Here is a 12,463-nt window from a genome sequence, read left to right as displayed (position 1 = left end):
GGGAGGGATACAGATTATTCCGGGAGCGTTAAATGACTGTCTGGCAGGCTGAACCGGACGCCATACTGACGACCAACATCGAGCGCAAACACGCGCGTGTAGGTTTCTGTGGTTTCCAGCCGGGAATGCCCGGCATAAGCCTGTACAACTTTCAGCGGAACCCCATGCTGGATCAGGTGCATACAGAAGCTGTGCCGGAACGTGTGGCAGGTAACAGGGATACTAAAAGTGACAGAGTCACGTTTTGCGAGGTCCAGTGCCTTCCTGATCCAGTTACGCGGCGTGTTATCACTCTGCACCGGCCAGAGCAGCTGCTGTTTACCAATACGCAGGGTGGTCAGAAATTCACGCACCTTCCTGACATATTGAGGATCGGTCAGAGGAACAAGACGGAACACCTCTTCATCCTTGCCCGGCCTGCCGCGGCCACGCTGACGCTGTTTAAGCGTCTTCAGCCGGACAAACGGCCGGGAACCGTCAAGCTGAAAGCTGGCGCCGGTCAGCGCCAGCGCCTCATTAATACGCGCGCCCGTGTTCCAGAGGGTATCGAAAAGGACCTGCTGGCGCAGGTCTGGCACATACCGCAGAAACACCGACACCTCCGGGGCCAGCAGGTATTTGGGTAAATCAGCCTGGCTGGCCATCTCCCGCAGCGCCAGCGCATCGGCATAATCGAAGTAGGCATATGTCCCGATGGCGTCGCTACGTGAATTCTGAGAAATTTGCAGGGGGAAAGTGTTCAATTTTTTAAAATCCGCTAATCAGCCGTCAGGCGACTGAATTTTATGAAATTTCTCGCTGAAATCGACCGCATCCTGCATATCAAACGTCATACTGCGGGTGGAGGTGGTCGAGCTCCAGCTTTTTCCGCCTTCGATTCTGTAAGGGGGTAGGGTCAGTCCGCGTAACGGCTTGTCATGCCGTGCTGCAAAAACCAGCTGCCCGGCAGATATCTTCAGCATTATGGCAAACATATCCGCACTGATACGGCGGCCTTTCAATCCACTCATAGCAACCTGTAACTGAAGCCGGCACCGCGGCTGTTATTGTAAATCTGCTGGCCAGACTGGCCTTCATCTTCACTGTACACCATCATACGGCGGCCGTTAGTCAGCGAATCCATTTTCCGCCGCGCGTTTTTATCGTCATAACGCACGGGCAGGCACGCCCCTTTACTGGCGCTCTCACTTTCAACACGGAACACCCTTACCCTGACGGCGTTCTTCCGCACCTGGTCAGGATCTTCACCACTGACCACGCCCGTCAGTTTCTGAAGCGTATCTGCCGGACTGCTGTACTCAGCCTGGCTGAGATAGCGGCCGTTCGGGGTTAACCAGAAATCCTGACTGTCACTGACACGGTAGGTTTCGCCGTGGCTGGCGATGCCTGAGACGTTACAGAAGCGGTCATAATCGGTGGGCTGTCCGGGGAGCATGGCGCACCCTGTCAGCAGCAGTGCCGGCAGGGCGGCGACGTATCCTTTCAGTTTCATGTTGTCTCCTGTTCAGGATGAACCATTTCGGCCGGTGGCCGGTATCCCGGATACGGGATAAACGGCGCATCGGTGGCAATAAGGTCTAGCAGCTTCTGGCCACTGACCAGGATCATGCGGCTGTCTCCGCGAATGAGCGATTTGGTGCCTTCGCGCGTTTTGCCGGTATGGCAGAAAAAACCGCGGGCACCGGTGGCGTTCAGCAGGTCGCTGAAGTCACGGACGTGGCCAACGGCAATATAGCTGGTATAGCGTTTGGCCTGGATAAGCCAGGTCTGGCCATCAATCTTCACGCGGCCATCAATCCCGCCGTCACCGGTATACCGGCGGTTACGGATCACTTCAAAGCCCCGGCGTTCAAAGCCTTCAAGCAGCAGCTCTTCGAACACAAACGGGTCAATCTTGCGCAGATAGGCAATTTTCTGCCCGAAATGCGGGAACGTATTAATTTTATCGATCACACGCACCGCACTGGCCTGTTTCCGTTCATGCCGGCGCCGGCGTCGCCGTGTACCCTGCCAGAGGCCATACAGCAGGATACCCGCAAGGATAAATGAGCCGACAACATGGATAAACTCATTCATTATCGATCCTCAGCACTTCATACTTCAGCTGCCGCAGCAGCCTGTCTTTGCTCATGGTTTTCAGGGTGGGCCATTCCGCTTTCAGCGTCAGCGCGACGGTGGCAAGTTGTATGGTCCGGGGTACTGTCTCACCGTCCTCATATTTTACCAGGCTGGTACGGCTGATACCGAGCTCAGCCGCGGCGCGCTCCTGGGTCCAGTTCAGGCCCCGTCGCCACAGGATCAAGTCAAAACCGGTCAATCCGCCGCACTCCCATGCTCAGTGCCGGGCTTCGTGCCGGCGGGTACGGCCTCTTTCCCCTGTGCCTTTTTTTCCGCCGGGGCCGGGTAGGCCGAGGCCAGTTGTGCCCGGAAATCACGCCACGCTGACAGCCAGAGCGCATCAGATGCCTGGTCAGACGACAGATTAAGGACCGCATTGCGGTCACGCCAGTGGCTAAATGTCTGAGCCGGCAGGCCGGCACGCCGGCGCAACTGCTGCTCGTCGAAATAGGCACACTGAACCAGGAGGTGTCTGACGTTCTGCGGGACAGCTTCATCCCTGGCCCCTTCCGGCACAGCCAGCATCCCGGCGCTGCATATCCCCTGAATGCCCGCCTCGGTATAAATCTGCTGCAGATCGGTATCATCACCCTGCGCAGCGCCGGCGGTGTGCGCCACAGCCAGCATGATGCCGGCAATAAGTGGTTTCTTTATCATGCGTACTCAGCTCCTGGCCGAATCCTGGTGGACTGGCCTGTTATAATCTGCCTGTATTTATAGCCTGAAAATGTTCATATTTGAACATTTTTTATGTATATTAATTCCGCAAATTCGCCATAAACACAACAGGAGACGCGATGGATATCAACTACTACGATGAACATCAGGAAGAATTTGAGGCGGTTAAACTGGCGCTGAGGGGCGAAATGGAGAGGATCTGGGGCTCCATGCTGAAAGAACGCGGGGACAACCTGGATGATGAAGCCACGTACCTGAACCTGTTTGAAGAACTGCAGTATAACTTCTCTCCGTCCAGTTTCAGTAAGCTCACCCCGGCGCAGGAACTGGATAAAGATAAAATAGCGGCCTTTGTGGCCAGAACCCGCGGCTATAAGCACGGCATCACGATCAAATGCCGGCCGGGTCGCCCGCAGAAGTGGCTGAAAGGCCGAATCAAACCACTTGAGGACGCGGAAGGCACAAACCTCTGCTGGATCGACACGGCCACCATCGTGCATATCGGTGCTGGTCAGCAGTTTGACGATCAGTATTATCTCACCGTGACCACACAGACCGGGCAGAGTTACCGCGTAAATGAACTCCGTCTGCCAGGTCGTCTGCTGGAAGCAGCCCAGGAAAGCCTGTTCAGGGCACTGGATTCAACCACCGGCGGTCATTTCTGATACTGAGTTGCACCACGCTTAGCGGGGATTTATACTCGCAGTGATTAACAGATTAATTTTCCGTTTACTCCGACAGAAAGTTAAGTAGTAAAAATGTCTAGTAATTAAAAGGCGCCCTTCCTCACCAGTTGGACGCCTTTTGTATATCCTTATTCATTTCATCAAATGTCGGTCCGTGAACTGTCCGCAGCCAGTTTCTGAATAGCAATGATCTCATCTCCGGTCAGCTCAGCCCGATTGTCCAGCTGCTGCACGTCTTTGCTCCGGACCGCCCAGAAGTAGGTACGCCGGCTGTCCTTGAGAAAGTGATAGACATTGACCAGCTCGTCCGCGGCACGCTGATCCCCTGCCTGCCAGGCTTTGATGTACAGGGCCGCCGCTCTCCGGGAATCCTGCAGAACGTACTGGCCCGCCTGCAGTACATCGCCGGCACGCATCAGCAGCGCCTGATTTTTGCTGTCCACCGGCGCCGACTCTGCCAGTGCAACAAGCCGCTCAGCCGCCTGCCCGGCCTTCTGTGGGTCAATATCGCGCGGATACACATCCGGCGTCTTGCTGCCTGGGTCAAACAGGAACACCAGTGCCGGCACGGAACCCTTTTCTACGGCTTTCAGGACCATATCCCGCGTGGCCTCATCCCGCGCCCGACATGCTTTATCCGTGGAAGCAAAATTACCAAACAGAAATGCCCCCAGCGAGTCGCAGTCCCGGCCGTAGTCGCCGGACTGCTGTTCGAACGAGTCCAGCGCCAGAAACGGATCGTCGGCCTTCAGCGCCGCCGTGCGGGCGGCTTCAAACTGCAGCGCTTCCTGTTTGTTATCACAGCCCGCCAGGAGCCCGGCGCACAGCGGCAGGACAAAAAGAATGCCTCGCATGTTCATGACTCTTCTCCCTGTTCGTTTTCACCCGCCCGGTATGCCCGCTGCCCCTTATAACCCAGCAGGGATTCGCACATCAGGTCAGTGATGCGTGCAATAGCGAGATCCGCATTGTCAGCACGCAGGGAAATCACGGCCGTTTCGCCCCGGTGCGCGGCGTTCCAGAATCCGGGCAGCAGCGTCTGGAACCGGGCCCGGTCATCCCCCTCCGACAGCAGGGCTGCATCCGGCAGCCGTTCGCGGAGCACCGCTTCACTGGCCTCGCGCAGGATATCGTCGCGGCTCCAGATGCACAGCGTTGCGGGTCCACTGCGCAGAAGAACGGTTGCCGCATCTGCCATATTCAGCATATCCAGCTTCACCATTTCCACGCCCGGACGACGCAGCACAAATCCTATCGGCCGCCGGTACTTGCCCAGCTGCAGCAGATCGTCGTCCGTAAGCAGTTCCAGGCCACGCTGAAGGACAAGATGCAGTACTTCAGCCTCTTTAATCGGCCGTAACAACCCATGCCTGGCGTTAGCTTTGACGGTCAGCGCCTCAATGCGATTCCAGAGCTCATCATTTATATGTTTGGTGGCCATCGGAATGCTCCCCGCCAAAATAAAACCGTTTTCCATCCGCCGCTTTGCCCAGGCATACCGTGTGACCCGTGGTTATCTGGCCGGCATCCATCAGGAACGGCGCGCCCGGACCGCGAAACACGTCCGGATCGAGGGCGGCAGGTTCGCCGGCAGCGACCGGCCGGACCATGCCCATATCGTAGCTGTCCGGCAGGTTATCCGGCAGGCAGGCCTGCGTGTAGTCATCCGCGACCTTCTGCGCCTCTTCCAGGGTGGGGTAACGCCCCAGCACGCCGGTGATCTCTTTTTTCAGTCCGAAGCCGTAACCGCGAACCTTGTACGCTTCATATTCCATCCCGTTCACTCCGTTTGCTGTTGTTTACTGAATAACCACACTCTAATAAATTAGGTTTCATGCGTAAATTATAAATATTTAGATTTAGCACTAATAGCTAATTTGGCAGAATCGCCCGCGGGTAGTCATCACCCGGCGTGACTGTCACGCAGTTTATATTGCGGAATGCTTCGCGCCCTTATCTTTTCACCCTGTGACTTTTGCGCCCGCAACCACCGGAAAATACCTTTTCGCCGGCACCGTCATTGCGGAAAAAACGTAAATACCATGAAAAGCGAAATCAACAGGGAGAGGAAGGCAGGGGAACGGCCGCACGGCTGCCGGCGCGGACACCATATCTTGTGCCGTTTCCAGCTGACGGAGCCACTACATATAGCGTTATCCACAGAAACTGGGGATAAGTGGCGGCGCTGCGGAGAATACCGCTAAACCGCAACGGTGAAAAAATGTGGTCCCACGCGCAAAAGTGCGGTACAAATGGCTGTACATTATGTAAAGCCAAATGACTGTACAAAAAGGAAGGAGCATGACCGGTTTTTTTGAACGTAAAAAGCGGGCCAAAAACGCCCAGCTGACCGTGCGTCTCGATGAGCAGCTGAAGAAACGCGCCGAACTGCGTCTGGAGGCAATGGGCATGACCGCCACGGAAGCAGTGGAGCAGCTTTACCGCTTCATCGCCGATCACGGCCGGATGCCCGTCACGGAGCGTATCGTCACATTTGACATCCAGTCACAGCGCGGCCGCGCCATCGCCCTCAATCCCGCCGACGCTGTGACCGAAAACACCCGGCGGTTTCTGCAGTCGCTGGGATCTGCAGAAGTGGTCTGCTGCGATCCCGCTGCATTTGAACAGGCGGTGCTGGAATACTTCAGCCTGTATGTGGCCGACCAGGCTGCCTGTTTACTGGCCGGTGTACTGAACGTCACGTTCATGGTTAATGCCGCCAATCGCGTGAAAGATGACTGGCATGACAGGCTGCTGTCCCTGTTACAGCACGACTTTGATTTCAGCGAAGAACAGTCAGTGACGTTCATTAACAGCATCGTGGACAGCGAACATGTCGATCCGGCCATCGTCAGTCGAAATAATACGGTCTGGCGGAGCGGAAAAAGCACCGGGTCCGACGCCGGCGCTGAACAGGCCTTACTGGATAACACCAACGTCAGGGTCTTCTATCCCTCCGGAGAAGCGCCCGTCTCCGGCGAGATCGGCGCCGCCGTCCTGCAGCGTTTCCTGACGTTCCTGGCGGAGCGGGGCGTCAGCTGCAGCGATCCGCAGAGACTGACCGAAAGCGCCGGCCGTGCATGGGGCGTGCGTGAAAATATGATCGGGAATATGCCCCCGGACATGCAGCAGGCCATAAACGATGGCGTCATTTTTGAGGCCAGCGCTGACACGCCGGACTTTTCCCCTGAGCTGGCGGCGGCGTTTGGCTTCACACAGGCCCAGGCAGAAGCGGTGCTGAAACCCGCCCTGACCGCCAGGGATCTCCCCGGTTTCCTGCAGCGCTTTCTGGCGTTCCTGGCCGACCGGGGTATCAGCTGCAGCAATCCCCGGCGGTTTACTGAAAAGGTCACGGAATACGCCAGCCATGAGGGACCGCACCGGCTTATTGCAATGTTGATGTCGCGCATCAGGGATGAGGGGGTCAGTTTTGTCTTTCACAATGAATCCCCGGACGAACTGCCGCGCCTGGCCGCGTCACTGCCCGGCGAACTGGCCGATACCTTCGGGTTTACGGGATGGCAGGCAACAACAATACTGCGTCAAATCCAGCCGGCACGGCCGGGGCAGGATTAGGGCCGGGAGCATACGCGATGAAAACGACCTGTCATGCGGCCGGCATCACGGCGGCGCCGCTTTCCCCGCAGGAGTGGCGGGCGCTGCTCAGGGCGAAAGGCTGGAAGCAGAAGGAGCTGGCCCGCCGCTGGAATGTGTCAGAAACCTGGATCAGTAAGCTGGCCAATAACCCCGATCGGGGCACGCACTGGAACGATGCCTGCCGGGGTCTGCCCGATATTCGTGCCCGGCGGCCCGGCGAACCGCGCGCGGCAGGCACAGACGCACCAGAGCCGGGAGGCACTGAATGAACAAACGTCTTCACCTCATCACCACCTGTACCCGGCGCAAGGCGGGCAGCGTGGAGGATACCGTTTTTCCGGGCGACGCTTCCCTTGATGACGCCTTTGACGGCTGGTACAGGCTGATCGCCCAGGCTGCCCGCCGTCCTGGCAGGGTGCTGGAAACGGGAGAGCTTTACCGGGGCGCACACTGGCTGCGTGCCCGCGGTATCGCGGCGCGGTGGCCGGGCATCGAGCTGTGGGCCATGTCGGCCGGTCTGGGGCTGCGCCACCATACCGATCCGGCGGTCGCGTATGAGGCAACGTTTCACGCCATGCCCTTCGCGCCGGCGACCGTCTGGGGCTCACTGACGGCACGGCCCCCGCTGGCGGGCCGCTGCGCCTCCCTGGCTGAGCTGATGCAACGCTGCCCGGACGATCGCTTTGTGATCGCCGGTTCACCCGTGTATATCAGCGCGGCTGAGCAGGATATTCTGGCCGGCGTGTCGGCACTGCATGATGCGGCCACTCAGCTGATTATCGTGACCTCACAGGGCTATCGTGGTCCGCTGCAGCCGTTTCTGAAAAGAAGCCGCGCGGACATGATGGCGACCCTGAAATCGAACATGACGTGCCTGAATATTGCCTGCGCCGGCGCCCTGATTGACGCCATGATGCAGGCAGACGCCCGGCAGGCGGCGACCATTTAATACAGACAGAGACTGGCGCTACCGTCGCCAGAAGGGGGTTTTACATGTTCAGCATCATTTATCACGCCGGCGCAGCCGTCCTTTTCCTGGTCATGAGCCTGGCGGCCGGCGCCGGCCTCCTGCTTCATGGCCATGAATATACGACAGGTCATTTCTGGAACATGACGGGGCTGTGCATTGTGTCCTCTCTCGTCTGGATCTGGGCCGTTGTCCAGGCAAAAGAAGCCTGGTACATATTACGAAACATCAAAAAAGGACTCTGACCATGAAAGATGAAATTCGCCACGAAAAACCCGTTGAAGTGAATATACAGCTGACACACAGAGAAGCGCAGGCTCTGGCGCAACTGGTTAAGCGGCTGGGATTCAGTGACTGCCGCGGCCTGGCGACGTCAGATATTGAGGCATATCTGATGATGGATGGAATCAACCAGATCATGAAAGCACTGGCTGAAGAGGGCTATGCACCACGATAAGGGCCGGGACTATCTGGAATTAGCCGGAAATACGACCCTATCACGCGGGCAGTAAGGAGAGGTTTTAATGTTATACATGGCTTTATGCAGTTTTATGATGATCCTGGCGCTAAGTGAGATGTTCCGCACGATGACGGCGATCGGCAATGGCAGTTTCGCCGGCAACCGCTTCATACCGCTCGCCTTAGTTCTGTTAACGCTGGCGCTGGCATCACCTTTCTTTGCCACATTTTATACGCTGAGCCGGCCTGTTTCGATGGATGCACTCTCCAGGCTGTCCGTTGGTGCGCAGTGGGCAGGTATCGCCGCCGCCATTCTGCTGTGCATCTTGTATGGCTATCGTGCCTGGAAAAACGGCCGTTTCTGGTATACCGGTGCGGCCATTGCCTCAGTGGTGATTGCCGTTATTTTTGCCAACAGCCTGCTTTTCGTGTCCAGGCCCGATGCCGGCATCGTGGCCACTTTTGTGCTGAATAACGATGACAGTAATGACGTGCAGTGCGACCGTTCGGTACTGCTGGTTCATTACAACAAAGGAACCCCCACGGAGTGGCGCTGCCCGACCGGTATCATGTTCATGTCTGATGCGTCAAAACCCTTTCTTCCGTGGCCGGATTATCACGGCGGGCGGAGTCAGCATCTGACGGCGGCACTGGATCTGCTCACAGACAACGCCCTGCGCCTTGACCTAAGCCAGAAACCATAATTCTCCCGACACCAGGGAAAATAAGCCGCCGTCAAGAGCGGCATTTTCTTTTTCGGACTCCTGATATCCCGTTAAAAACACAATGCTATTGATGTCTCACATCAATTAGGTTACTTTGTCATTAATTCCTTAATGATGTGACACATGAATAACATGCAAAGTAAAGCCCCCTCGATGCGGCTCTCCGGTGTGCAAAAAGACGTATTGTTTGTTCTGTATGGTCTGGCAGAACGTCAGCTGGCAGGCCCGTTCCCGGCGATGCAGCTTTTCAGCATCCTCAATAAGGGACGCCTCCAGCCCGTTGCCGATACCAATTTTCGTCGCTCCTGCCATACGCTGAACCGCCACGGCCTGCTCAGCAAATACCGGGATAATCAGTCACTGACGCTCGCGTTTGGGCTGACAGAGGCAGGCCTGGAGATCGCCAGAGAGGTTTATCACAAACGCCTGACGGAGATGGAATAACCATGAAGAATGATGAGCTGGCCACACGACGCGCTGAGGCGATAGCCGGCGATCGGTGCTTCACGAAAGGGCGCCTGCGCGATGAATTCAGAATGAAGCCGGCTCCCGGTGCTGAGCCGGTGAAATGGTACAAAAGCGCCTATGGCGGCAAGTACGCCGTATACCGCATTGCAGACTGTGTTCCGATGCGGGAAAAACGGCCGCCGACTGAGAAGCAGCAGCAGGCCGGCCTGCGTCTTTCCGTCCTGTCCCGGCTTAACAGCACCAGTGGCCGGATGGCACAGCGGGCACACGACTGGCTGAGTCAGGCGCCGCTCTTTCTGGATACCGAAACGACGGGGCTGGGTAATACCGCGGAAGCGCTGGAAATCGGCCTGACCGATGCGGCCGGCCGGGTGATATTTGAAACACGCCTGAAGCCGACGGTCGCCATCGAGGCGCAGGCCGCCGCCGTGCATGGTATCGATGAGCCGGCACTCAGCGGCGCACCATCCTGGCCAGATGTGGCGCTGCAGCTGCGCCACGCCATCGGGGCCCGGCCAGTGATTATCTTTAACGCCCCCTTTGATACCCGCATTCTGAAACAGACGGCCGCCGCACATGGCGATCCGGCCGACTGGCTGGGAGAACTGACAGTGTATTGCGCGATGGAGCTGGCAGCAGGGTATTTTGGGGCCACCAATCGCTATGGCACCATTTCGCTGGCCAGCGCGGCCAGTCAGGCAGCATTGACCTGGGAAGGGGAGGCACACTCGGCGATAGCCGATGCACGGATGACGGCCGGGGTGGTGAACGCCATTGCCGCATACCATCTGGCATTGCTGCAGGAGCAGGAACGGCTGCAGGCCTGACAGACTGGCCTGCACATCGCTGTTATCGCATAAACGCCGCGGGAATATCCTTCCACTGCGTGGTGTAGGCCGGGGACAACATTTCACGGCGCATGGCATATTCCGGATCAATACCTTCTCCGGCGAAGAAGACCCTTGACCTTCCTTCCCTGTTTATTTTGTCGATGGTGGCCATCAGTTTTTCGCTCCCCGGCCGCACTGCAGCCGGCGCAAACAGTTCCAGCTGGGTTTCATATCCCTGCAGATCGCTGAGCATCACGCCGGCTTTTGCATACCGCACGCCCTCACGCCAGATACGCGACAGCCCCAGCTGCGCCGCGGCGATGATGTCGCGTGTATCCTGGCTTGGTACGGGAAGCACTTCCGTAGCCTGGTTACTGTAGGGCACACCGCCGGCGTCATAAGCACTGCTGCGGATAAAGACCGTTACCACCTTCGCCAGGCGGTTTTCCTGGCGCAACTTTTCCCCTGCTCGTGTGGCATATTTAGTCACCGCCTGCTGCATCTGCGCCAGTTGCGTGACCCGCGCTCCAAACGAACGGGATACAACAAGCTGCTGTTTCGCGCCGGTTCCTTCCTCCAGGGCAAAGCAGGCCTCGCCACGCAGCTCACGAATGGTCCGTTCCAGCGTCACACCGTACAGCCGGCGTGCAAGACGGATATCCATCTCTGCGAGCGCCAGCGCCGTTTTGATCCCCATTGCCGCCAGCCCTTTTTCGGTACGATGGCCAACGCCCCACACATCGCCGGCCGCCACCAGGCTCATCAGCTTTTTCAGTCGCGCAGGATCACTGAGCGCTACAACCCCGCCGGTGGCAGGCCACGTCTTTGCGGCGTGGTTGCACAGCTTGGCCAGCGTCTTCGTTGGCGCGACGCCGACTCCACAGGTGAGCGTTGTCTGGCGCAGCACTTCAGCCCGCAAAAGCTGGCCAAACGCCTGCGGCGTCATCACTCCCTCCATATGAGAGGCATCCGCAAAGAGCTCATCAATTGAGTAAACAAATGTCCGCGGCGCCAGACTCTCCACCACGGTTGCAAATCTGGCGGAGAATGAGGCGTAAAGGGTGTAGTTGGAACTGAATACGGCAACGTTATGCTGTTCCAGCAGGCGGCGGCAGCGGAAATAGGGCTCCCCGCGGCGCACGCCCAGCGCTTTCGCCGCGCGATTGACCGCAACAAGCGCCCCGTCGTTGTTGCTGAGAACGACCACAGGGCGACCTCGTAAATCAGGGCGGAACGCTTCTTCGCAGCTGCAGTACATCGAATTGACATCGATTAAGGCGTACACGGGCGGTGTCTCATGACAGTGAACGTAACCACACCCCATATCTGCAGCGCCTCCGGATCAAACCTGATTGGCGGAAAAGCCGGATTCAGAGGCATCAGGCAGGGGTAAGGGCGGAGCTGCAGCTGCTTGACCGTAAATTCATTATCGATGCTGGCAATCACGATGCTGCCGTGCCGGGGTTCTTCTGCCCGATCGACGACCAGCACATCGCCATCATGAATGCGCGCATCACGCATGGAATCGCCGGACACACGCAAGAAGTACGTCGCGGCCGGGTGCCGCACACAGTAATCATGCAGGTTAAGTTCATTGGCCTCATAGCCTGCTGCCGGGCTGGGAAAGCCGGCCGCAACGGGTTCGGCAAAAAAAGGGAGTGCGTCGCCTTCCACTGAAGGCCGGGGATAAACGAGATCCAGCGCCATAATTTAGCCTCCAATAACTGTTTATACATACAGTATATTGCAGGCTTCAGGAAACAGGCAATGCCGGCATACTGCGTGCCAGCACGCGGAGGGGGTCAGGTCAGAATGATGGCCAGACAGCAAGGAACGTCATCCTTGATAGATTTAGGGGTCTGACGCTCAGTGGAACGAAAACTCACGTTAAGCAACGTTTTCTGCCTCTGACGCCTCTTTTAATGGTCTCAGATG

At 57.6% G+C, this 12,463-nt stretch carries 20 protein-coding genes; 9 read left to right on the top strand and 11 right to left on the bottom strand.

Annotated features, from left to right (window positions below; genetic code table 11):
• Positions 1 to 14: 14 nt before the first annotated feature.
• The 6 genes from ACOT1A_RS22950 to ACOT1A_RS22925 are packed head-to-tail and all read right to left on the bottom strand — an operon-like array spanning position 15 to position 2,775.
• The gene (locus ACOT1A_RS22950; protein ID WP_011091046.1) at positions 15 to 743 is read right to left on the bottom strand and encodes a tyrosine-type recombinase/integrase; all 729 of its coding nucleotides are present in this window, start codon (positions 741 to 743) and stop codon (positions 15 to 17) included.
• A gap of 18 nt (positions 744 to 761) precedes the next feature.
• Entirely contained in the window at positions 762 to 1,010 is a 249-nt protein-coding gene (locus tag ACOT1A_RS22945; protein ID WP_011091045.1) for a hypothetical protein, read from the bottom strand.
• Entirely contained in the window at positions 1,007 to 1,492 is a 486-nt protein-coding gene (locus ACOT1A_RS22940) for a hypothetical protein (RefSeq protein ID WP_011091044.1), read from the bottom strand. The genes ACOT1A_RS22945 and ACOT1A_RS22940 overlap by 4 nt, the downstream gene beginning before the upstream one ends.
• Positions 1,489 to 2,076 (bottom strand): restriction endonuclease, encoded by a 588-nt coding sequence (locus ACOT1A_RS22935; RefSeq protein WP_011091043.1) that lies wholly within the window; start codon positions 2,074 to 2,076, stop codon positions 1,489 to 1,491. Before ACOT1A_RS22935 ends, ACOT1A_RS22940 begins: the two co-directional genes overlap by 4 nt.
• On the bottom strand, positions 2,069 to 2,317 hold the full coding sequence (locus ACOT1A_RS22930; RefSeq protein ID WP_004187394.1) for a helix-turn-helix domain-containing protein: 249 nt from the start codon (positions 2,315 to 2,317) through the stop codon (positions 2,069 to 2,071). The genes ACOT1A_RS22935 and ACOT1A_RS22930 overlap by 8 nt, the downstream gene beginning before the upstream one ends.
• On the bottom strand, positions 2,314 to 2,775 hold the full coding sequence (locus ACOT1A_RS22925) for a hypothetical protein (RefSeq protein ID WP_011091042.1): 462 nt from the start codon (positions 2,773 to 2,775) through the stop codon (positions 2,314 to 2,316). Before ACOT1A_RS22925 ends, ACOT1A_RS22930 begins: the two co-directional genes overlap by 4 nt.
• A 140-nt stretch (positions 2,776 to 2,915) precedes the next feature.
• Here ACOT1A_RS22925 and ACOT1A_RS22920 point away from each other — a divergent pair, with 140 nt between their 5' ends.
• Entirely contained in the window at positions 2,916 to 3,461 is a 546-nt protein-coding gene (locus tag ACOT1A_RS22920; protein WP_012579094.1) for a hypothetical protein, read from the top strand.
• A gap of 161 nt (positions 3,462 to 3,622) precedes the next feature.
• Here the strand turns inward: ACOT1A_RS22920 and ACOT1A_RS22915 are convergent, their stop codons facing one another.
• Genes ACOT1A_RS22915 through ACOT1A_RS22905 form a run of 3 tightly spaced genes read right to left on the bottom strand, consistent with a single transcriptional unit; the run spans position 3,623 to position 5,257 of the window.
• Positions 3,623 to 4,342 carry a hypothetical protein gene (locus ACOT1A_RS22915; RefSeq protein ID WP_421625534.1) on the bottom strand — a complete coding sequence of 240 codons (720 nt, stop codon included), beginning with the start codon at positions 4,340 to 4,342 and terminating at the stop codon, positions 3,623 to 3,625.
• Complete coding sequence (locus ACOT1A_RS22910) at positions 4,339 to 4,923, bottom strand: hypothetical protein (RefSeq protein ID WP_015062808.1); 585 nt, start codon at positions 4,921 to 4,923, stop codon at positions 4,339 to 4,341. Before ACOT1A_RS22910 ends, ACOT1A_RS22915 begins: the two co-directional genes overlap by 4 nt.
• Complete coding sequence (locus ACOT1A_RS22905) at positions 4,901 to 5,257, bottom strand: hypothetical protein (RefSeq protein ID WP_011091038.1); 357 nt, start codon at positions 5,255 to 5,257, stop codon at positions 4,901 to 4,903. The genes ACOT1A_RS22910 and ACOT1A_RS22905 overlap by 23 nt, the downstream gene beginning before the upstream one ends.
• A gap of 526 nt (positions 5,258 to 5,783) precedes the next feature.
• Between ACOT1A_RS22905 and ACOT1A_RS22900 the strand changes: the two genes are divergently transcribed.
• The 8 genes from ACOT1A_RS22900 (at position 5,784) to ACOT1A_RS22865 (ending at position 10,525) form a co-directional block, all read left to right on the top strand.
• Entirely contained in the window at positions 5,784 to 7,058 is a 1,275-nt protein-coding gene (locus ACOT1A_RS22900) for a type II toxin-antitoxin system RelB/DinJ family antitoxin (RefSeq protein ID WP_129075159.1), read from the top strand.
• 17 nt (positions 7,059 to 7,075) lie between these two features.
• Positions 7,076 to 7,348, top strand: coding sequence for a helix-turn-helix domain-containing protein (locus tag ACOT1A_RS22895; RefSeq protein ID WP_011091036.1), 273 nt, complete (start codon positions 7,076 to 7,078; stop codon positions 7,346 to 7,348).
• Positions 7,345 to 8,028, top strand: coding sequence for a hypothetical protein (locus tag ACOT1A_RS22890; protein WP_011091035.1), 684 nt, complete (start codon positions 7,345 to 7,347; stop codon positions 8,026 to 8,028). The genes ACOT1A_RS22895 and ACOT1A_RS22890 overlap by 4 nt, the downstream gene beginning before the upstream one ends.
• A 44-nt stretch (positions 8,029 to 8,072) precedes the next feature.
• The gene (locus tag ACOT1A_RS22885; RefSeq protein ID WP_060453258.1) at positions 8,073 to 8,291 is read left to right on the top strand and encodes a hypothetical protein; all 219 of its coding nucleotides are present in this window, start codon (positions 8,073 to 8,075) and stop codon (positions 8,289 to 8,291) included.
• Positions 8,292 to 8,293: 2 nt separating this feature from the next.
• Positions 8,294 to 8,503: a DUF7706 family protein gene (locus ACOT1A_RS22880; RefSeq protein WP_004187413.1), complete on the top strand. Its 210-nt coding sequence runs from the start codon at positions 8,294 to 8,296 to the stop codon at positions 8,501 to 8,503.
• Positions 8,504 to 8,570: 67 nt separating this feature from the next.
• Positions 8,571 to 9,209: a hypothetical protein gene (locus ACOT1A_RS22875; protein WP_021561450.1), complete on the top strand. Its 639-nt coding sequence runs from the start codon at positions 8,571 to 8,573 to the stop codon at positions 9,207 to 9,209.
• Between the two features lie 144 nt (positions 9,210 to 9,353).
• Positions 9,354 to 9,674 carry a hypothetical protein gene (locus ACOT1A_RS22870; protein ID WP_021561451.1) on the top strand — a complete coding sequence of 107 codons (321 nt, stop codon included), beginning with the start codon at positions 9,354 to 9,356 and terminating at the stop codon, positions 9,672 to 9,674.
• Between the two features lie 2 nt (positions 9,675 to 9,676).
• A complete protein-coding gene (locus ACOT1A_RS22865) occupies positions 9,677 to 10,525 on the top strand; it encodes a 3'-5' exonuclease (protein WP_060453257.1) in 849 nt (282 codons plus the stop codon).
• Between the two features lie 22 nt (positions 10,526 to 10,547).
• On the opposite strand, the gene umuC is transcribed toward ACOT1A_RS22865, so the two are convergent.
• Together umuC and ACOT1A_RS22855 are read right to left on the bottom strand one after the other, a co-directional pair.
• Positions 10,548 to 11,813 carry a translesion error-prone DNA polymerase V subunit UmuC gene (gene umuC, locus ACOT1A_RS22860; protein ID WP_186956231.1) on the bottom strand — a complete coding sequence of 422 codons (1,266 nt, stop codon included), beginning with the start codon at positions 11,811 to 11,813 and terminating at the stop codon, positions 10,548 to 10,550.
• Positions 11,801 to 12,235: a LexA family protein gene (locus ACOT1A_RS22855; protein WP_015062799.1), complete on the bottom strand. Its 435-nt coding sequence runs from the start codon at positions 12,233 to 12,235 to the stop codon at positions 11,801 to 11,803. Before ACOT1A_RS22855 ends, umuC begins: the two co-directional genes overlap by 13 nt.
• Positions 12,236 to 12,463 lie beyond the last annotated feature (228 nt).

The sequence above is a fragment of the Enterobacter cloacae complex sp. SYL003 genome, assembly GCF_049236925.1.
GTDB classification, from domain to species: domain Bacteria; phylum Pseudomonadota; class Gammaproteobacteria; order Enterobacterales; family Enterobacteriaceae; genus Enterobacter; species Enterobacter intestinihominis.
Note: the sequence above shows the minus strand (reverse complement) of the source record. Positions and strands in the feature narration are given on the sequence as shown.